The following is an 18,847-nucleotide window of genomic DNA, read 5'->3' as shown; positions in this document are numbered from 1 at the left end:
TGACGGGTGGGCATGAACGGGCGCGGTGGTGCCACCGGATCGCGGCGTCTGAGCCGGGAAGCTGCCCTGATGGTGCGGGGCGTGGATCACGAGCCCGGCGCCGAGCACCGCGCGGACCAGGTCGTGCACCTCCAGCGGGGTCCAGACCGGGCGGGACACCCAGAGCCGGGTGGCCGGCACCGCCTGCACCCGCATGGTGGCCGAGACCAGCACGCCGAGGCCCCCCTGCGATCCGCAGAGCAGCCGGGCCACGTCCAGCCCCGGCAGGTCGCCGCGGCCGAAGAGGGCCGCCGCGCCCGGGTGGCCGGCACCGCCCCCGGCCGGCGCCGCCCGGCCGAGCAGCGCCGTGCCGGCCTCGCCCAGACTGACCAGCTCACCCTCGGCGTCGAGGTAACGGACGCCGACCAGCTGGGCGCACGGGGTGCCGTGCTGGTGCCGCAGCGGGCCCGCCTCGTCGGCGGCGAGCACCCCGCCCAGGGTGGCCCCCGGGGAGGGCGCGTCGATCGGTAGCCGGCGACCGGTCCGCTCCAGCGCCGCCTGCACCGCCCGCAGCGGCGTACCGGCGCCCACCTCGGCCAGGGTCGAGCCCTGCGGCTCGTGCCAGACCCCGGCGAGCCGGCCGGTGTCGAGCATGATGTCGACCTGCTCCGGGGCGGCACCCCAATCGATCTTGGTGCCGGCACCGCGGGGCACCACCGTCAGGCCGTGCGCGGCGGCCAGCCGCAGCACCTCGGCGGCGGCGCGCGGGCCACCGGGCACGGCCACCCAGCGGGCCGTCCGGCCGGCCACCTCGTCCGCGGCGCCGGCGAAGCGGGCGAACGGCGGGCCGCAGATCTCCGCCAGTCGTCGGGTTATCTCAAGGGCTCCGGGTCGATCGGTGGAACTCGCTGCAGCCGCCATGGCGGTCATCGTACACATGTTCGAAAAAGCTGGTGGCGTGTCGCCGCGACCCGGGCTCGGCGCGCGCACCCGGCGGTGCCGTCCCGGCCGGTAACGTGACGCCGTGACCACCGATACCTCCTCGCCCGTGCCCGTCGCCAAGCGCGTCCCGAGCGAGCGCACCCATCACGGCGACACCGTCGTCGACGAGTACGCCTGGCTCGCCGCCAAGGACGACCCGGAGACGATCGCCTACCTGACGGCGGAGAACGCGTACACCGAGGCGCGCACCGCACACCTGGAGCAGCTGCGCGCGACCCTGTTCGAGGAGACCCGCCGGCGCACCCAGGAGACCGACCTCTCGGTGCCCACCCGCAAGGACGGCTACTGGTACTACACCCGCACCGTCGAGGGGCAGCAGTACGGGGTGCAGTGCCGCCGGGCCGTCCGCGACGGCGAGACCGCGCCCCCGGTCAGCGAGGACGGCGCCCCGCTCGACGGCGAGGAGGTGCTGCTCGACGGCAACCAGCTCGCCGAGGGGCACGACTTCTTCTCCCTCGGCGCGTTCGACGTCAGCCCGGACGGGCGCTGGCTGGCCTACTCCACCGACTTCTCCGGCGACGAACGGTTCACCCTCCGGATCAAGGACCTGTCGACCGGCGAGGTGCTGCCCGACGAGATCCCGGACACCTTCTACGGCACCGCCTGGTCGAGCGACGCCTCCACCCTCTTCTACATCACGGTGGACGACGCGTGGCGGCCGAACCGGGTGTGGCGGCACACCGTGGGCACCCCGTCGGGCGAGGACGTGGTGGTCCACCAGGAGGACGACGAGCGGTTTTGGGTCGGCGTGGAGCTGACCCGCTCCGAGCGGTTCGTCGTCATCGACATCCACAGCAAGATCACCAGCGAGGTACGGGTCATCCCGGCCGCGAACCCGACCGGCGAGCCGGCCATCGTCGCCCCGCGCCGCCAGGGTGTCGAGTACGCGGTGGAGCACCACGGGCACCGGTTCCTGATCCTGCACAACGACGGCGCGGAGGACTTCGCGCTGGCGTACACCTCGGCCGACGCGCCCGGCGACTGGACCCCGCTGATCCCACACACCCCGGGCACCCGGCTGGAGGCCGTCGACGCGTTCGAGAACCACCTGGTCGTCTCGCTGCGCAGCAACGGGCTGACCGGGCTGCGGGTGCTGCCGATCGGCGGTGGCGACCGCTACGACATCGACTTCCCCGAGCCGCTCTACAGCGTCGGGCTGGACGCCAACCCGGAGTACCGCACCGCCGAGGTGCGGCTGCGCTACACCTCGCTGGTCACCCCCGACTCGGTCTACGACTACGACCTGGTGACCCGGCAGATGGTGCTGCGCCGGCGGAAGCCGGTCCGGCCGGGGCCGGACGGGCGGGCCTACGACCCGGCCGACTACGAGCAGCACCGGGACTGGGCGCTCGCCGACGACGGCACCCGGGTGCCGATCTCGCTGGTCTGCCGGAAGGACACCCCGCGCGACGGCTCCGCCCCCTGCGTCATCTACGGCTACGGCTCGTACGAGGCGAGCATGGACCCGTGGTTCTCCATCGCCCGGCTCAGCCTGCTCGACCGGGGCGTCATCTTCGCCGTCGCGCACATCCGCGGCGGTGGCGAACTGGGCCGGCGCTGGTACGACGAGGGCAAGCTGCTGGCCAAGAAGAACACCTTCACCGACTTCGTGGCCTGCGCCCGGCACCTGGTCAAGGCCGGCTGGACGGCGAGCGACCGGCTGGTCGCCCGGGGCGCCTCGGCCGGTGGCCTGCTGATGGGCGCGGTGGCCAACCTCGCCCCGGACGCCTTCGCCGGGATCGTCGCGCAGGTGCCCTTCGTGGACGCGCTCACCTCGATCCTCGACCCGTCCCTGCCGCTCACCGTCACCGAGTGGGAGGAGTGGGGCAACCCCCTCGACGACCCCGAGGTGTACGCGTACATGAAGTCGTACACGCCGTACGAGAACGTGACCGCGGTCGACTACCCGGCCATCCTCGCGGTGACCAGCCTGAACGACACCCGGGTGCTCTACCACGAGCCGGCCAAGTGGATCGCCCGGCTGCGGGCCGTCGCGCCGCGAGGCGACTACCTGCTCAAGACCGAGATGGGCGCCGGGCACGGCGGCCCCAGCGGCCGGTACGACGCCTGGCGCGAGGAGGCGTTCATCAACGCCTGGATCCTGGACCGCCTCGGCCGCGCCTGACGTGCAAGGAAGGGCCCCCTGTTAACGCCTCGGGTATAGGAGGGGGCCCCTCCTAACCGCCGGAGCCGAGCGTCGCCGCGAACACCACCGGGTCGACGTTTCCGCCGGTGACCACGGCCACGGTCCGGCCGGACGGCAGCTCGTCGCGGTGGAAAAGGTGGGCGGCCAGCGCCACCGCGCCGCTCGGCTCGGCCACCAGCCGGGCCTCCCGGACCAGCCGGGTCAGTGCCGCGGCGATCTCCGCCTCGCTGACCGTGACGATCCGGTCGAGCCGTTCCCGCAGGTGGGCGAGGGTCAGCGCGGACAGGTTTGTGCGCAGTCCGTCCGCGCTGGTGCGGTAGGTCCGGTCGACGTCCCAGACCACCACCTCCCGGGCGGCCAGCGAGTCCCGCGCGTCGGCGGCCAGCTCGGGTTCGACCCCGATCACGGCCGCCGACGGGCGCAGCGCCCGCACCGCCGTGGCCACCCCGGAGGAGAGCCCGCCGCCGCCCACCGGCACCAGCACGACGTCCACCTCGGGCAGATCCGCGACGATCTCCAGCCCGATGGTGCCCTGCCCGGCGATGATCCGGGGGTGGTCGAAGGGCGGCACCAGCGCGGCCCCGGTGGCGGCGACGATCCGCTCCGCCTCGACCAGCCGGTGGGCCGGCGGGACGAGGCGTACCTCGGCGCCGAGGGCCCGGATGCGGTCCACCTTCACCCGCGGCGCCCCCTCGGGGACCACCACGGTGCAGGGCACGCCGAAGGCCCGGGCCGCGTACGCGAGGGCCTGCCCGTGGTTGCCCGAGGAGTGGGTGACCACGCCCCGGGACCGGGCCGCCGGGTCGAGCCGGGCCACTGCATGGGTCGCCCCACGCAGCTTGAACGACCCCACCGGTTGCAGGTTCTCGGGCTTGAGCCACAGCTCGTCGTCCCAGAGCGTCGGCAGCAACGGGGTACGCACGACCGTACCGGCGATGTCCTCGGCGGCGATCCGGACGTCGGCGATCGAGACCAGCTCCATCGCCCCATCCTGCCCCGCCGCCCCCCACCCCGTCGTCCCGTGATCGCGCGGCTCCGCCCCCTCAGTGGCCGCGCTCGATCCTGGAAACAGTCCCCTCGCCGAGAGCAGGAGACCACTACATCCACGATTGAGCGCGATCGTGTCGTGGTCGCCCTAGACTCCGCCGGGTGAGCGAGGAGGACGGGGCGGACGTACCCGGGGGCCGGGCGGAAACCGAGGCGGGCGCGGAGGCGGGGGCGGCGCGGCGCGGGCCGACGTGGGTGATCCTCGCGGTGGTCGCCGCCGCCCTGCTCGTGTGTTGCTGCTCAGCCGTCCTCGGCCTCGGCCTGGCCTGGTCCGCCGGCCTGTTCCACGGCCACTGATCCCCACTCCCTCGCGGTTCAGCGCACCGGGCCGGTGCCGACCAGGGCGGCCGCCTCGCCGGTACGGGCCATCCGCTGCCAGCGGAGCCGGTTGCCGACCACGGCGGTGACCACCGACTGCACCACCACCAGGTACATCACCTGCCGGTAGACGAGCTGCTGGAACGGCAGCGTCCAGAGCGGTCCGTACCGTTCCCGGTCCAGCCGCAGCGCGTACGCCGCGGTGAACCCCTGCAGCAGGAGCAGCCCCGCCCACGCCAGCACCAGCGACGACCAGGGCAGGAAGAGCAGCCCGTAGACGGCGAAGACGTCGACGGCCGGCGCGGTCAGCGGCAGCACGATCTGGAACACGGTCAGGTACGGCAGGCCCCGCCGGCCCAGCTTCCCGCCCGCCCCGGGCTCGCCCAGCGCGTGCCGGTGCTTCCACATCGCCTGCATCGTGCCGTAGCACCAGCGGTACCGCTGCCGCCAGAGCTGGCGCAGCGACGACGGCGCCTCGGTCCAGGCGATCGCGCCCTCCTCGTACACCACCCGCCAGCCGGCCCGGAGCACCTTCATGGTCAGGTCCGTGTCCTCGGCGAGGGTGTCGGCGGGTACGCCGCCGACGGCGAGCAGCACCTCACGGCGGAACGCGCCGATCGCGCCGGGGATGGTCGGCATGCACTCGAGCACGTCGTACATCCGGCGGTCGAGGTTGAAGCCGATCACGTACTCCAGGTGCTGCCACTGGCCCAGCAGGCCGCGCCGGTTGGCGACCTTGGTGTTGCCGCTGATCGCACCGACCGTCGGGTCGGCGAAGCCCTGGACCAGCCGGTACACGGTGTCCGGCTGGAAGACGGTGTCCCCGTCCACCAGCACCAGCAGGTCGGCGCGGGCGGCCCGGATGCCGGTGTTCAGCGCGGCCGGCTTGCCGGCGTTGGCCTGCCGGATGACGCGCACCCCGCGCAGGCGCATCCGCTCGACGATGTCGGCGGTGCCGTCGCTGGAACCGTCGTCGACCACGATCACCTCCAGCGTCGGGTAGCCGCTGGCGACCAGGGACCGCACCGTCGCGGCGATGTTCGCGGCCTCGTTGTACGCGGGCACGATCACCGAGACCGGTGCGGTCACCTCGGGCCGGCGGTACCGGGGTCGGCGGACCCGGCGGACGTGCAGCTGGGCGCAGCACACCTGCACCACGAGCCGCGCCACGCCGAGGACCAGGGCCACGCCGAGCAGGAGGTTCATCCCGGAGCTCAGCCAGCCGGCACCGGTCTGCGCCCAGCGCAGCGCCGTACCGCTCAACCGGGCGCCGCCACCGGCCTGAAGCATCGAGGCGGGTGCGCCGATCCCCTCCGACACGGTGGTGAACCGGTATCCGTCCCGGCTGAGCCGCGGCAGCAGCTGCTCCAGCGCGGCCACGGTCTGGCTGCGGTCCCCGCCACCGTCGTGCATCAGGACCACGGCGCCCGCGCCGCCCTGTGGGGTGGCTGCCCGGACGATGGCCGGTACGCCCGGACGCTCCCAGTCCTTGGCGTCCCGGTCGGCGAGCACGGCCACGTGGCCGCTGCCGGCGGCGTTCCGCAGCGCCTGGTACTCCGACGCGCTCAGCGAGGCGGTGGTCGACGAGAACGGGAGCCGGAGCAGAGTGACCTCGCGGCCGGTCGCTCCGGCGATCGCGTTCCGGGTCCAGGAGAGCTCGGCGGCGGCGCGCCAGGTCGACGCGGCACCGAGGTCGGCGTGCGTGAAGGTGTGCGAGCCGATCTCGTGCCCCTCGGCGAGGATCCGCCGGACCAGTTCGGGATGCCGGTCCACCCGGGAGCCGACCAGGAAGAACGTGGCGTGCGCGTGGTACCGGCGGAGCACGTCGAGGATCTGCGGGGTCCAGCGCGGGTCCGGCCCGTCGTCGAAGGTCAGCGCCATCGTGCGGGACGGCAGCCGCCGCGCCGCCGGCGTCGGCCCGTCCAGCCGCAGCACCGGGCCGCCGCTGGTGATCTGCCTGGGCGCGGCGGGGCCGGGTGCGCCGGACGGGCCGGACCCGCCGCCGACGTTGGTGGCCAGGCCGTTGAAGCTCAACGCTCCGAGCAGCACGAACAGGCCGAGCAGGAGCAGGATCCAGTGGGCCCGGGGATCGGGGCGGGCGACGTGTCGGGCCATGGTCAGGGCTTGCCCGGGGTCCTGCTCGGCTTGGCGGAACTGCGGTGCTCGTCGCCCTGGCCGGGCACGCTGGTGGACGGCCGCGCGGCGGGCGCTGTGCTGGTCCGGGTGGCGGTCGGCCGGGTGGCGGTCGGTGCGGACGACGGCAGGGTGGTGGTCGGGTCCGGTCGCTGGCTGGCGCTGGTCGTCGGCTGCGGGCGGCCGGGCGCGTCGACCCCGGCCTCGATCGGTGGGTTGACCTTGGTTTCGGACCAGCCGGGGATCGGCACCGAGGAGTCGAAGAAGAGTCCGGCCAGGATGAGGCCGAGACTGACCAGCAGCCCCAGGCCCATCGCCGTGCCGGCGATCACGGTGAGCCGGCGCCGTCGGCCGGTCCGGTCGACGAACACCGGCGGCGCGGCGCCGGGCTGGTTCTGCATGCTGATGGTCTCCGCTGTTCCGCTCCGCACCGTCCGGTGCACCGGGGCTCGGGAGGTCCGCCCGTGGACCTCCCGGCCGTAACAGCGTCCAGCCCGGCCGACGCGTCACATCTGGTTCAGGGGGTCCAGCGGGGATCGCGGCCGGTCCGGCCGAGCAGCCGGTCCAGCGGGGTGGCGTCCGGCGTGGTGGGAACGGGCGCGCCGAAGGCGCCCATCTGCTGGCCGGTCTCACCCATCCGGTCCATGAAGCCGTGCCCCGCCGCCAGCACCGCCGGGTCGACCTCCAGCCGCTGCCCGGTGGCCCGGGCCAGGTCCCAGCCGTGCACGGTCAGGTCGATCAGAGCCATGTCGCCGACCGTCTCCTGCGGCAGCCCCATCCCCGGCGAGACCCCCGCCAGCGCGGCGGGGTCCGACCATGCCTCGACCAGGCGTACGGTCTCCGCCGCGAAGCGGTCCCGCCAGCCCTCGGTCAGGTGGTCGGTCTTGCCCGACCAGTCCACCTCCCGCCGCCGGGCCAGCGTCTGGAAGTTGACCACCACGTCGTAGAGGTGGTTGAGCAGTTGTCGCACCGAATAGTCGGGGCACGGCGTGGGCAGGTCGAGCTGGTCGTCGGAGATGCCCTGGACCACCGCCACCGTCCGGGGTGCGGCGACGGCCAGCAGCTCACTAGTCTTCGTGGTCATAGGGCCAGCGTATGAGGGTGGTCTTGAAGAAATGCGACACGAACCGCGGCGGGACCGCCGGGGGATCCTCGATCCCGACCGGCTGCTCCGGCGGGTCCGGTTCCGGCGCCGCCTGCCCGCCCCGGCGCTGCGCCCGTACGTCGAGCACTACTGGCTGATCGACTGGGCGCTGGACGAGCCCTTCGAGCAGCAGGTGGTCCCGCACCCGGCGGTCAATGTGGTGTTCCAGGCGCAGGACGGCGGACCGGAGGCCGCCGAGATCGCCGGGGTCGACCTCGCGTTGTTCACCGTCACCCTGCACGGCGTCGGCCGGGTCACCGGAGTGCAGTTCCGCCCCGGCGGCTTCCGCCCGTTCTGGCGCCGGTCGGTGGCCGAGCTGACCGGCCGGCGCCGCCCGCTGCCCGCCGGCCCGCCGGTTACCGGCACGACACCCGCCGGACCGTACGCCGCCGGTGCCGTCTGCCCCGGCACGGACGACGACCGGTGCCGCCGGGTGGACGACCTGCTCACCGCCTGGAACCCGGAACCGGATCCACTCGCCGCCGAGGCGACCGCGCTGGTCGAGGAGATCCGGGCCGACCGGAGCATCCTGCGGGTGGATGACTTCGCCCGCCGGCACGGCCGCTCCACGCGGCAGTTCCAGCGACTCTTCCTCGACCACGTCGGGGTCGGCCCGAAGTGGGTGATCCGGCGGTACCGGCTCCAGGAGGCGATCGAACAGGCCGCCGCCGGGCCGCTCGACTGGTCACGGGTCGCCGCCGACCTCGGGTACGCAGACCAGGCCCACCTGGTCCGCGAGTTCACCGCCGTGGCCGGAGTCTCGCCCGCCGCCTACGCCCGGTCGCTGGCCACCTCCGGCCAGCGGTGACTCGATGCGACGAGGCTGCCGCCCCGGGCCGCCACCTCCGCCGCCTTTGCTCTGCTTCAACGGACGCAACAGCTACCCGCTGTCACCGCTCTGTTCGATCCAGTGCCATGACGAGGGCGAGTGCGCGCAGCTCAGCCAGGTGTTGCGTGGGTTGAAGCAGAGCAAAGGTGGTGGCGCCTTCCTACCGGCCAGCGGCAGCGGTAACGCATCGTCACCACCCGCCGTGCCCACCGAGCGTAGGCACCGGAGACGCGATCAGCGGCGCCGGACGGCGACCACCGCGACGTCGTCGTGGATCTCGGGCGGCGCCAGCTCGACCAGCAGCCGCTGGCAGAACAGGTCCAGGTCGTGGTCCACCTCGGCGGCGACCACGCTCAGCGCGGCCAGCCCGTCGTCGATGGTGGTGTCCCGACGCTCGATCAGCCCGTCGGTGTAGAGGACCAGCGTGGCCCCGGCCGGCAGCACGAACTCCAGATCCGGCGGGCGCGGGGCGCGCACCCCGAGCAGCGGCGCGGCGTGCTGCACGAACTCCACCCGCCCGTCCCGGCTGATCAGGGGCGGCAGGTGACCGGCGCTGGCCAGCCGGACCAACCCGCTGCCGGGGTGCAGCAACAGCAGGCAGAGGGTGGCCTGCTCATTGGGGAGCAGGGTACGCATCAGCTCGTTGACCCGGTCCAGGATCACCCCGGGTTGGTGCCCCTCCACCGCGTACGCCCGTACCGCGTGGCGCAGCTCGGCCATCACGGTGGCGGCGTGCAGCGAGTGGCCGGCCACGTCGCCCACCGCCACGAGCAGGTGGCCGTCGAGCATCACCAGCTCGTAGAAGTCGCCGCCGACCTCCGTCTGAGCGCTCGCCGGCTCGTACCGGACGGCCAGGTCGAGGCCGGCGACCTCGGGCAGCCGGCGGGGCAGCAGGCTGCGCTGGAGGGTGACCGCGATGCGGTGCTCCTCGTCGAAGGAGCGCTGCGCCTCCACCGCCGAGGCCACCGCCTGCGCGAGCTGCACGAGCACCGGCGTACGGACGGTCTGGGTGGCGGTCGGCACCACCACGTAGAGCGGGGCCCGGTCCTCACGCAACCGGGCGGCGGCGACGGTGACCGTGTCACCGGCCGGCCACTCGACCAGACCCCAGTTGCCCGGTTCGTCGATCCGGACGGTGGAGCCGATCGGCACCCCGGTGTCGTCCACCGACCACGGCACCACCGTCGGCGCCGCGTCCGGCCCGGCGGAGACCCCGGCCAGGCAGTCCCCGTCGAAGGTCTCGGCGACCACCGCCGCCGGGCTCTTGAAGATCCGGGCGGCGCCGGACGCCGCCGCCTCCAGCAGCCGGACGAAGTTCGACGCGGCGTGCATCTGCACGGTGGCGTCGGCGAGCGCGGTCAACCGCTCGGCGAGCTGTTCCGCCCGCCGCCGGGCCTGGTAGTAGCGGAGCACCGCGTGCGTGGTGGCGACCAGCTCCTCCGGCTCGATCGGCTCGGCCAGGTACGCGTCCGCGCCCCGGGTCAGCCCCTGCGCCCGGTCCCCGACGTCGATCGCGTGCGCGGAGACGTGGATGACCGGCGTCACCGGGTGGGCCTCCTTGATCCGCTCGCAGACCTCGAAGCCGCTCATGTCGGGCAGCCGGACGTCGAGCACCACCACGTCGATGTGCTCGTTCTCCACCAGAGCCAGCGCCTCGGCGCCGTTCTCCGCCTCGACGGTCCGGAACCCCGCCCGGTTCAGCCAGCTCACCAGCAGATACCGCTTGGTACGACTGTCGTCGACCACCAGCACGGTCGCCGCGCCGCCCTCCACCGTCAGGCTCCGTCCACGGGAAGGCGGACCGTGAATGTGCTCCCCCGACCCGGTTCGCTGGACAACTCCAGCGTCCCGCCGAGCAGGTTCACCAGCCGCCGCGCGTACGGCAGGCCGAGGCCGGTGCCGCCGACCCGGGTCGTCCCGGGCACCTGGTAGAACTCCTCGAAGATCCGCTCGTGCAGCTCGGGCGGGACGCCGACACCGGTGTCCGAGACCGACAGCGACCAGCGGTCGTCGCGGCGTTCGGCGCGCAGCCGGACCTCGCCCCGCTCGGTGAACTTCAGGCCGTTGTGCAGCAGGTTGCGCAGCACCGGGGCGAGCAGCACCTCGTCGGAGCGGACCATGGCCGGGGCGGGCGGCTCCTCCACCACCAGCTCGACCCCGGGCCGGGCGGCCAGTGCCCGGAGGGTGCCGCGCAGCTGGCCGAAGAGGCCCCGCAGGTCCACCTCGGTCCAGTTGACCTCGATCCGGCCGGACTCGGCCTTGGCCAGGTCGAGCAGCTCGTTGACCAGACCGAGCAGGTCCGACGCGGAGGACCGGATCAGCCCCACCTGCCGAGCCTGCTCGGCGGTGAGCGGGTCGGAGGCGGAGTCGGCCAGCAACCGGCTCAGCCCGATGATCGCGGTGACCGGGGCGCGCAGCTCGTGGCTGACGTTGGCCAGGAACCGGCTCTTCGACTCGCTGGCCGCCCGCAGCTGCGCGGACTTCTCGTCCAGCTCGGCGTAGAGGGCCACCACCCCGCGATTCGTCTCCTCCAGCTCCTCGGTGAGCTGGTTGTAGAGCGCCATCACGCCGCGGTTGGTCTCCTGGAGCTCCGCGTTGAGCACCTCCAGCTCGTCGCGGTGGCTGCGTACCTCGTCCAGAGCGGCGATGAGCTGGGCGTTCTGGGCGGCCAGCTCATCCAGCGCGGTGCCCGGAGCGCTGCCTGCCAGCTCGGCGCGAAGCTCGGCGAGACGCTCAGGCGTCAACGCCGGCGCGTTCGGCGGGACACGTCGGGACATCCTCACGACCGTATCGTCCCCGTCCGCCACGACGCCCAGCATGTCCACCAGACGCGCCACCGCGCCGGACGCCGGCTCGTACCGGTTGTCGGGCAGCGGGCGGACCGGGAGCAGGTCCACGCGGAGGACGAACCGACCGGACACCGGGTCGGTGTCGAGCACGAAGGCGACATCGGCGCCCCCGACCGCGCGCAGCAGGTCCCGGGCCACCTCGCTGAGCGCGGTGGCGACGCGTACCTGGTCCTGGTGCTCCAGCCCGACGGCGGCGGCCACCTCCCGCCCGCGCTGCCGGACCAGGAAGATGTCCTGCTCCACCCGCAGCGCCAGCTGGAGCAGCGGCTCCAGCGGGGACGGGCCGGTCACGACGGCCCCCGGGCCACCAGGACGCAGGCATCGTCCCGGCGGATCGCGGCGTCGCGCAGCAGGGTCGCCGCCACCACCACGGGGGCCCGCGTGGTGAGGCCGGGATAGTCGTCGAGGTCCCAGCGGTCGACCACGCCGTCGCTGTGCATGACCAGCGTCGCGCCGGGCGGGAACGGGTAGTCGTACTCGCGTACCGCCGGGCGCTGGTGGCCGGCGATGCCGGGCAGCGAGACCAGGCCCCGCCGCCGTTCGCCCGCAACCACGATCACGGCTGCGATATTGCCCAGCCCCGCGTATCGGAGCAAGCCCGCGGCGGGGTCCAGCTCGGCCACGGCCAGCGCGGCGCCCCGGGTGTGCGAGATGCTGCGGTGCAGGTGCTGCACGACGCTCGCCGGCGGCCCCACCGGGGCGGCCCGGAACGCGGCGACCGCGGCCCCGCTGGCCGCCGCCGCCAGCGGGCCGTGCCCCAGGCCGTCGGAGACCAGCACCTGGTGCCGGCCGTCGACCACGCGCACCTCGTACCCGTCGCCGCTGACCTGCTCGCCGGTGATCGGCCGGGTCAGCCCACCGGCCCAGTCCGGCGCCGCCGGCGGCCCGTCCCAGACCTGCACGGCCAGCACGGTGCCCCGGCCCGGCAGCGAGTATCCGTCGAACCAGCTCGCCTGGCGGACGATCGCGCCGAGACCGATGCCGAGGGTGCCGGTGGTGGAGTGCCCGTCGACGGAGGACAGGGCGAGGTCGGCCATGCCGGGGCCGGAGTCGATGACCACCAGCTCCACCCCGGCCCGGCCGGACCGGCGTACCGGGCGGAGCAGCAGCGAGCCCTCCTGGGCGTGCTTGACCAGGTTGCTGGTCAGCTCGGCGGTGATGATGGCCAGGTCGGCGACCCGCTGGGGGCCGAGCTCGAGCTGCTGGCCGAGGCGTTCGGCCGCCCGGCGTACGCCGCTCGCCCCGCCGCCGCTCTCCATCCGGAACCAGAGGCCGTGGTCGGCGACCACGTCCGCGCTCATCGGGACCACTTGGTGACGGTCACCCGGGTGCCCTCGCCCACGGCCGTCCAGATGTCGAAGTCGTCGACCAGCCGGCGGGCGCCGCTCAGCCCGAGGCCGAGGCCGCCGCCGGTGGTGTAGCCATCGGTGAGGGCCAGGTCGAGGTCGGGGATGCCCGGCCCCTCGTCGGCGAAGACGATGCGGATCCCCCGCCGGCGGCCGTCGTCGGTCGTGCTCACCTTGGCGGTGCCCCCACCGCCGTAGATCAGCGTGTTCCGGGCCAGCTCGCTGGCGGCGGTGACCAGCTTGGTCTGGTCGACCAGGGAGAGCTTGGCCGCGACCGCGGCGGTACGCACCAGCTGCCGTACCCGGACGACGTCCTCGTCGCTACGGATCGCCTGGGTCGACGGCACCCCCAGGTCGACGCCAGCGGTCATGACCTGGCCGTCGTCTCGGGGTCCTCGTCGCCGTCGGCCTCGTCCCACTCGTCGCCCCGGGCGGCCGCGATCAGCTCCATGCCGCGTTCCACGTTCAGCGCGGTACGGATGCCGTTGAGCGACAGGCCCAGCTCGACCAGGGTGATGGCGACGGCGGGACGCATGCCGACCACCACCGTCTCCGCGTCCAGCACCTTGGAGATGGACGCGATGGCGGAGAGCATCCGGCCGACGAACGAGTCGACGATGTCCAGGGCGGTGATGTCGATGATCACACCGTGGCTGCCGGTGGCGACGATCCGTTCGGCCAGGTCCTCCTGGAGCTGGACCGCCGTCTGGTCGGACATGTCCACCTGGATGGAGACCAGCAGGATGTCGCCGATCTTGAGGATCGGCACCCGCTCCATCAGGCCTCCCGACGGGCGCGGCGGGAGGTGGTGGTCTCGACGCCGGTCAGCCGCAGCACGTGACGCAGCGCGTCGGCCAGGCTCGCCTTGGTGGCGATGTCGCCGAACTCGATGCCCAGCGCCACGATGGTCTGCGCGATCTGCGGCCGGATGCCGGAGATGATGCAGTCGGCGCCCATCAGCCGGGCGGCCACCACGGTCTTGAGGATGTGCTGCGCGACCTGGGTGTCCACCGCCGGCACGCCGGTGATGTCGATGATCGCGTACGGCGAGCCGGTGTCGACCAGGGTCTGGAGCAGCCGCTCCATCACCACCTGGGCCCGCGCCGAGTCGAGGGTGCCGACCAGCGGGACGGCGACCACGCCCTCCCACAGCTTCACCACCGGGGTGGAGAGCTCCAGGAGCTGCTCCGCCTGGTCGGCGATCAGGCTCTCCCGGGTGCGGACGTAGCTCTCGAAGGTGAACAGGCCCATCTGGTCGAGCAGGGCGGAGAAGCCCAGGAAGTCGCGGAGGTTCGCCGTGTCCTGGCTCTCCTCTATCAGCTCGAGCAGCGCGTCCTTGAGGGCGAAGACGCTGATCGCGGTCTCGGTGGCGCTGAAGCCCTGCCGGGCGCGGTTGCGCGACAGCTCGGCCAGCACGGCGCGCAGCTCGCCGCCGTGCTCGTCGGCCAGGTCGGTCAGCCCGGCCCCCAGCGCGTCGATCATGCTACGGTGCAGCTCGCCCACCTGGCGGGCGAGTTCCGCCTGGCTGAGTCGGCCGCGCAGCGAGGCGGCGATGAGCTCCGTCCAGCGCTGGGTCAGCCGTTCGGCGTGCTCGGTCAGCAGCGGGACGAGCCGGCCGCTCGATTCGGCGTTCAACGCCATGTTGACCTCCCTGAACTCTGGACGGGCGGACTCTATCACCGGAGGTTGAGGCCTTACTTGCCACGCGGCAAAGGAATGATCGTCGGCACCCGTGTCGGCTCCCGTTCTGCATTCCACCCGCTTCGTGGGATACCGTTCCACCGAACACAGGAGGTCGGCGAATGTCCCTGACGGTGCACACGGAACAGCGCGGCGACGTGGTCGTCGTGTCGGTCGCGGGCGAACTGGACATGGCCACGGCACCGCAGTTGCAGGACCAGATCACTGATCTGCTGGACAAGGGGCGCAACCGCCTCGTCTTCGACCTGGCGGACGTGTCGTTCTGCGACTCGACCGGGCTGTCGGTGTTCGTACGCGCCAAGAACAGCTGCGACGAGGCCGGCGGCGTGGTCCGGCTGGCCGCCCCGCAGCGCGGCGTCCTGCGCATTCTCGAGGTCAGCGGCCTGGTCGAGGTGCTGCACACGTACCCGACGGTGGAGCAGGCGGTCGCGGGCGACCCGACGCCGGCCTCCTCCTGACCGTTTCCCCTCAGCACTCGTCCTCGATGTAGCGGGGGCGGGCGATCACCATGCCCGCCGTCGTCTGCACGACGAGCGCCCCCAGCAGGAAGCCGAGCGGCGCGGTCCAGCCCCCGGTCACCTCGTAGAGGATGCCGACCAGCAGCGGACCGAGCGCCGCGATGACGTAGCCGGTGCTCTGCGCGAAGGCGGAGAGCGCGACGGTGCCCTCGGCGGTCCGGGCGCGCAACCCGATCGTCGTCAGGATCAGCGGGAACGCGCCCTGGCCGAGGGCCAGCAGGAGCACCCAGAGCGGCGCCGGACCGTGCGGCGCGACCGCCAGGCCGAGGTACGAGACCGTGGAGAAGGCGGTCAGCGCGAGCACCAGCGGCCGCAGCGTGCGCAGCCGGCCGGCCAGGGCCGGCATCGCCAGCGCCACCGGCACGCCGAGCGCGGTGACCCCGGCGAGCAGCAGCCCGGCGGTCTCGGCGGAGTAGCCGGCGTCCCGGAAGAGCTGCGCCAGCCAGCCCATGATCGCGTACCCGCTGAGCGACTGCGCCCCGAAGTAGACCGCCATCGCCCAGCCGAGCCGGGTCCGCGCCGGACGTACCCGGGCCGGGGCCTTGGCGGCCGCCGCCGGGGCCGCCGCCCGCCGCGCCGCACCGGCCCGCAGCGCCAGCGGCACCCACGGGAGTACGGCGAGCGCGGCCAGCGCGGCCCAGACGCCGAGCCCGGCCCGCCAGGAGCCGAAGGCGTGCGCCACCGGCACCGCCGAGGCGGCGGCCACCGTCGTGCCCACCGTCAGGGCCATCGTGTACGCCCCGGTGACCAGCCCGGTGCGGTGCGCGAAGTGCTGCTTGACCAGCATCGGCAGCAGGATGTTGGCGACCGCGATGCCGGCCAGCGCGAGCGCGCTGGTGAGCACGAAGACCGCCGCCGAGTCGGTGACCACCCGGAGCACCTGCCCGACGGTGAGCGCGAGCATGGCCAGCACCAGCACCCGGGCGGCCGGCCAGCGGCGGACCAGCCACGGGGTGAGCGCGCCGAGGCCGGCGAAGGCGATGGTGGGCAGGGTGGTGACGAAGCCGGCCATCGTGCCGGAGAGCCCGAGACCGCCGCGTACCTCGTCGAGGAGGGCGCCGAGGCTGGTCACCGCGGCGCGCAGGTTCAACGCGACCAGCAGCATCCCGACCAGCACCAGCGCGCCGCCGCGCACCGGGCCGACCGGGCGGGCCGGGGCGGCGGCCGGGGTCGGGCCGGGGGTGACATCGGTGCTGGGCGCGACGGCCGGAGCCTCGGTGGACGTGGGTGGCGGCGTCATGACCTCGAACCTACAATCATGGGATGAATTTCGGCAGGAGTTGTAACCGGTGACACCCCCCGTCGATTCCGTCGTCGTGCCCCCACGCGGGCACCGGGTCCGCCAGACGATCGAGCAGCTCCGCGCCCGGATCCTCGGCGGCGAGTGGCCGGTGGGCGGCCGGATCCCCACCGAGCCGCAGCTCGTCGCCGCGCTCGGCGTGGGGCGGAACACCGTCCGCGAGGCGGTCCGCGCACTGGTGCACGCCGGGGTGCTGGAGTGCCGGCAGGGCTCCGGGACCTACGTGGTCTCCACCGACGAACTGGCCCCGGTGGTGGCGCGCCGGCTCACCGACGACCGGATGGCCGAGGTGATCGAGGTGCGGCGCGCCTTCGAGGTGGAGGGGGCCCGGCTGGCCGCGCTGCGGCGTACCCCGGCGGACCTGGCGGCGCTCGACGCCGCGCTGGCCGCCCGGGAGGCCGCCTGGCGCTCCGGCCGGGTGGACGACTTCGTCGAGGCGGACGCCGCACTGCACACCGCCGTGGTGGCCGCCGCGCACAACGCCATGCTCGCCGAGCTGTACGCCTCGGTCGGCGCGGCGCTGCGCAGCACCGTGGCCCAGGCCATGGGCGACACGCTGGAGCCCGAGCGCTACGTCGACCACGGGCGGCTGGTCGAGGCGATCCGGGCCGGCGACCCGGCACGGGCGGCGATCGAGGCCGGCGCTTTTCTCGAGGCCCCCTCCCGGGCATAGGGTCTCCCGGACGGAGAACCGGACAGCACGGGAGAACGAATGCTCAGGGGCTTCAAAGACTTCATCATGCGCGGCAACGTCGTCGACCTGGCAGTCGGCATCGTCATCGGCGCAGCCTTCACCGGCTTGGTCTCGCAGTTCACCAAGTCGTTCCTGGAACCGCTGATCAAGTTCTTCGGTGGCGGGACCGCGCTCAAGGCGGGCAGGTGGGAGATCAGTGACGGCAACTACATGGACTGGGCGGCCTTCATCAACGCCGTCATCACCTTCCTGCTCACCGCGGCGGTGCTCTACTTCCTGGTCGTCTACCCGATGAACCGGCTCGCGGAGCGGCGGCGGCGCGGCGAGGAGCCGCCCCCGAAGGCGCCGAGCGAGGAGATCAAGCTGCTCACCGAGATCCGGGACGCGCTGCTCGCCGGCAACCAGGCCACCCCGGCCCAGCGGGGCGCGCTGGACGACGTGCTGGGCCGCCGGCCGGAGCCGCCCGCGCCGCGCTGACGCCATAGCCGATCGGCCCCCATGGGAATCCCGTGGGGGCCGACTCATGTCGAACACATGTTCGATAGAGTCCGGCCATGGAGCAGCGCAGGCACTGGTGGAACGGGAAATGGGGGCGGCTGGCCCGGCGGGACGTCTTCCTCCGGGTGGACGGCGACCGCTGGCACGTCGAGCAGCGCGCCGGCGGCGCCGAGGGGGTCTCCCGGTTCTACGAGTACGGCAGCGCGGACGAGGCGGAGGAGACCGTCCGGGCGCTGCTGGACGGGCCGGACACCTGGCGCGAGCTCTCCCCCCGCCCGCCGGGCGGCTGGGCCCCGCCCGTTTAGCGCCGGGGCGGTCCGGGAACCGCGCCTGCATGAGCCAGCAGCAGGAGACCGTCTCCCGGGTCACCACCGGCATGCGGGTGGTCGACTCCACCGGCGCCGAGATCGGCACCGTGGATCTCGTCCAGCGCGGCGACCCGGCGGCGGTGACCGTGCAGGCGCCGGACGGGGTCGATCCCGGCAGCAGCCTGGACGAGCTGATCGAGTCGGCGGCGGCCGAGGAGCCGGACGTCCCCGCCGACCTGGCCGCCCGGCTGCTGCGCGGCGGCTACCTGAAGGTGGCCGCCGAGCGGGCCCGCACCGGCGCGGTCTACGTACCGGCCGACCGGATCGCGGCCGTCACCGAGCAGGGGGTACGCCTCGACGTCCCCGCCGCGGAGCTGCCCGAGGAGGAGTGAGGACCGGCCTAGGCTGACGTCATGTGGATGGTGATCGGGGAGCAGCGCGCCACACCCGCCGATCCGGCGGCGCGGGCCGCCGCGTTCGCGCACATGGCCGAGGTGACGCGGCGGAGCCCCGGCTTCATCCGGGGCTGGTGGGGCGCGGACGGCGACGATTCCGAGCTCACCCACGCGCTGGTCGTCCTCGACACGCTCGGCCATGCCCGGGCGCTGAAGCAGATGGTCGAGCAGAACGTCGCCGGCGTCCGCCTGCGGCTCATGGAGATCGGCGTCGAGGCGGAGGGCACCCCCTGACGGCGTTGACCGCTCATCCCACCCGCGCCGGAGCGACCGGATCCGCCTCCGGCTCGTCGTCGACGGGCGGAGGCGTGGTCGCGGGAGCGGTCCGGCGGCGGAAGAGCAGGAGCATCAGCCAGCCGGCGACCAGGCCCCAGAAGGCCCCGCCGACGCCGAGCAGGCTGATCCCGGCGGCGGTGACCACGAAGGTGACCACCGCGGCCTCCCGGGCGTCCGGCTCGGCGACGGCCGCGGCGACCGCCCCGGCCAGCGCGCCGAGCAGCGCGAGCCCGGCCACCGCCTCGACCACTCGGGCTGGAGGCGATCCGGATGGTCGCCGACGGGGTGGCCAGCCCCGCCGACA

The 18,847-nt window shown here is 73.7% G+C and carries 22 protein-coding genes; 9 read left to right on the top strand and 13 right to left on the bottom strand.

All coding sequences use genetic code 11. From position 1 onward, the window contains the following. On the bottom strand, nt 1–900 hold a 900-nt coding region (locus ACWEVO_RS08835), incomplete at its 3' end, for an FAD-binding oxidoreductase (RefSeq protein WP_452306987.1). 103 nt (nt 901–1,003) lie between these two features. Between ACWEVO_RS08835 and ACWEVO_RS08830 the strand changes: the two genes are divergently transcribed. Further along, nucleotides 1,004–3,106 (top strand): S9 family peptidase, encoded by a 2,103-nt coding sequence (locus ACWEVO_RS08830; protein WP_452306986.1) that lies wholly within the window; start codon nt 1,004–1,006, stop codon nt 3,104–3,106. 52 nt (nt 3,107–3,158) lie between these two features. On the opposite strand, the gene ACWEVO_RS08825 is transcribed toward ACWEVO_RS08830, so the two are convergent. Further along, nucleotides 3,159–4,109: a threonine ammonia-lyase gene (locus ACWEVO_RS08825; protein WP_452306985.1), complete on the bottom strand. Its 951-nt coding sequence runs from the start codon at nt 4,107–4,109 to the stop codon at nt 3,159–3,161. A 167-nt stretch (nt 4,110–4,276) separates the two neighbouring features. On the opposite strand from ACWEVO_RS08825, the gene ACWEVO_RS08820 reads away from it, so the two are divergent. Further along, the gene (locus tag ACWEVO_RS08820) at nt 4,277–4,471 is read left to right on the top strand and encodes a hypothetical protein (RefSeq protein WP_452306984.1); all 195 of its coding nucleotides are present in this window, start codon (nt 4,277–4,279) and stop codon (nt 4,469–4,471) included. Between the two features lie 18 nt (nt 4,472–4,489). On the opposite strand, the gene ACWEVO_RS08815 is transcribed toward ACWEVO_RS08820, so the two are convergent. From ACWEVO_RS08815 to ACWEVO_RS08805, 3 genes are all read right to left on the bottom strand, one after another. Then, the gene (locus tag ACWEVO_RS08815; RefSeq protein WP_452306983.1) at nt 4,490–6,607 is read right to left on the bottom strand and encodes a bifunctional polysaccharide deacetylase/glycosyltransferase family 2 protein; all 2,118 of its coding nucleotides are present in this window, start codon (nt 6,605–6,607) and stop codon (nt 4,490–4,492) included. A 2-nt stretch (nt 6,608–6,609) separates the two neighbouring features. Further along, nucleotides 6,610–7,026 (bottom strand): hypothetical protein, encoded by a 417-nt coding sequence (locus tag ACWEVO_RS08810; protein ID WP_452306982.1) that lies wholly within the window; start codon nt 7,024–7,026, stop codon nt 6,610–6,612. A 116-nt stretch (nt 7,027–7,142) separates the two neighbouring features. Then, the gene (locus ACWEVO_RS08805) at nt 7,143–7,709 is read right to left on the bottom strand and encodes a TIGR03086 family metal-binding protein (protein WP_452306981.1); all 567 of its coding nucleotides are present in this window, start codon (nt 7,707–7,709) and stop codon (nt 7,143–7,145) included. Between the two features lie 31 nt (nt 7,710–7,740). Here ACWEVO_RS08805 and ACWEVO_RS08800 point away from each other — a divergent pair, with 31 nt between their 5' ends. Next, on the top strand, nt 7,741–8,577 hold the full coding sequence (locus ACWEVO_RS08800; protein WP_452306980.1) for a DUF6597 domain-containing transcriptional factor: 837 nt from the start codon (nt 7,741–7,743) through the stop codon (nt 8,575–8,577). Between the two features lie 255 nt (nt 8,578–8,832). Here the strand turns inward: ACWEVO_RS08800 and ACWEVO_RS08795 are convergent, their stop codons facing one another. From ACWEVO_RS08795 to ACWEVO_RS08770, 6 genes are read right to left on the bottom strand one after another with little or no spacing between them, the layout of a single operon-like run. Continuing rightward, nucleotides 8,833–10,371, bottom strand: coding sequence for a SpoIIE family protein phosphatase (locus ACWEVO_RS08795; protein WP_452306979.1), 1,539 nt, complete (start codon nt 10,369–10,371; stop codon nt 8,833–8,835). A gap of 2 nt (nt 10,372–10,373) precedes the next feature. After that, a complete protein-coding gene (locus tag ACWEVO_RS08790; protein WP_452306978.1) occupies nt 10,374–11,738 on the bottom strand; it encodes a sensor histidine kinase in 1,365 nt (454 codons plus the stop codon). Then, nucleotides 11,735–12,748 (bottom strand): SpoIIE family protein phosphatase, encoded by a 1,014-nt coding sequence (locus tag ACWEVO_RS08785; protein ID WP_452306977.1) that lies wholly within the window; start codon nt 12,746–12,748, stop codon nt 11,735–11,737. Before ACWEVO_RS08785 ends, ACWEVO_RS08790 begins: the two co-directional genes overlap by 4 nt. Then, nucleotides 12,745–13,164 (bottom strand): ATP-binding protein, encoded by a 420-nt coding sequence (locus ACWEVO_RS08780; protein ID WP_452306976.1) that lies wholly within the window; start codon nt 13,162–13,164, stop codon nt 12,745–12,747. Before ACWEVO_RS08780 ends, ACWEVO_RS08785 begins: the two co-directional genes overlap by 4 nt. Further along, nucleotides 13,161–13,571 (bottom strand): STAS domain-containing protein, encoded by a 411-nt coding sequence (locus tag ACWEVO_RS08775; RefSeq protein ID WP_452306975.1) that lies wholly within the window; start codon nt 13,569–13,571, stop codon nt 13,161–13,163. Before ACWEVO_RS08775 ends, ACWEVO_RS08780 begins: the two co-directional genes overlap by 4 nt. Beyond that, entirely contained in the window at nt 13,571–14,434 is an 864-nt protein-coding gene (locus ACWEVO_RS08770; protein ID WP_452306974.1) for an STAS domain-containing protein, read from the bottom strand. Before ACWEVO_RS08770 ends, ACWEVO_RS08775 begins: the two co-directional genes overlap by 1 nt. 161 nt (nt 14,435–14,595) lie before the next feature. Here ACWEVO_RS08770 and ACWEVO_RS08765 point away from each other — a divergent pair, with 161 nt between their 5' ends. Continuing rightward, nucleotides 14,596–14,952: an STAS domain-containing protein gene (locus ACWEVO_RS08765; protein ID WP_109947682.1), complete on the top strand. Its 357-nt coding sequence runs from the start codon at nt 14,596–14,598 to the stop codon at nt 14,950–14,952. Between the two features lie 10 nt (nt 14,953–14,962). Here the strand turns inward: ACWEVO_RS08765 and ACWEVO_RS08760 are convergent, their stop codons facing one another. Then, on the bottom strand, nt 14,963–16,252 hold the full coding sequence (locus ACWEVO_RS08760) for an MFS transporter (protein ID WP_452306973.1): 1,290 nt from the start codon (nt 16,250–16,252) through the stop codon (nt 14,963–14,965). Between the two features lie 49 nt (nt 16,253–16,301). On the opposite strand from ACWEVO_RS08760, the gene ACWEVO_RS08755 reads away from it, so the two are divergent. From ACWEVO_RS08755 to ACWEVO_RS08735, 5 genes are all read left to right on the top strand, one after another. Continuing rightward, nucleotides 16,302–16,985 carry a FadR/GntR family transcriptional regulator gene (locus ACWEVO_RS08755; protein WP_452306972.1) on the top strand — a complete coding sequence of 228 codons (684 nt, stop codon included), beginning with the start codon at nt 16,302–16,304 and terminating at the stop codon, nt 16,983–16,985. 39 nt (nt 16,986–17,024) lie between these two features. After that, the gene (gene mscL, locus ACWEVO_RS08750) at nt 17,025–17,483 is read left to right on the top strand and encodes a large conductance mechanosensitive channel protein MscL (RefSeq protein ID WP_452306971.1); all 459 of its coding nucleotides are present in this window, start codon (nt 17,025–17,027) and stop codon (nt 17,481–17,483) included. Between the two features lie 77 nt (nt 17,484–17,560). Further along, nucleotides 17,561–17,809, top strand: a complete 249-nt coding sequence (locus ACWEVO_RS08745; protein ID WP_265008495.1) for a hypothetical protein — start codon at nt 17,561–17,563, stop codon at nt 17,807–17,809. 29 nt (nt 17,810–17,838) lie between these two features. Beyond that, entirely contained in the window at nt 17,839–18,204 is a 366-nt protein-coding gene (locus ACWEVO_RS08740; RefSeq protein ID WP_452306970.1) for a hypothetical protein, read from the top strand. 21 nt (nt 18,205–18,225) lie between these two features. Further along, entirely contained in the window at nt 18,226–18,501 is a 276-nt protein-coding gene (locus tag ACWEVO_RS08735; RefSeq protein ID WP_452306969.1) for a hypothetical protein, read from the top strand. Nucleotides 18,502–18,514: 13 nt separating this feature from the next. On the opposite strand, the gene ACWEVO_RS08730 is transcribed toward ACWEVO_RS08735, so the two are convergent. Continuing rightward, nucleotides 18,515–18,793: a benzoate/H(+) symporter BenE family transporter gene (locus tag ACWEVO_RS08730; RefSeq protein ID WP_452306968.1), complete on the bottom strand. Its 279-nt coding sequence runs from the start codon at nt 18,791–18,793 to the stop codon at nt 18,515–18,517. Nucleotides 18,794–18,847: the final 54 nt, after the last annotated feature.

The sequence above is a fragment of the Micromonospora sp. NPDC003776 genome (assembly GCF_053605645.1).
The sequence above is the reverse complement of the archived record's forward strand: the minus strand, read 5'-3'. Positions and strand labels throughout refer to the sequence as shown.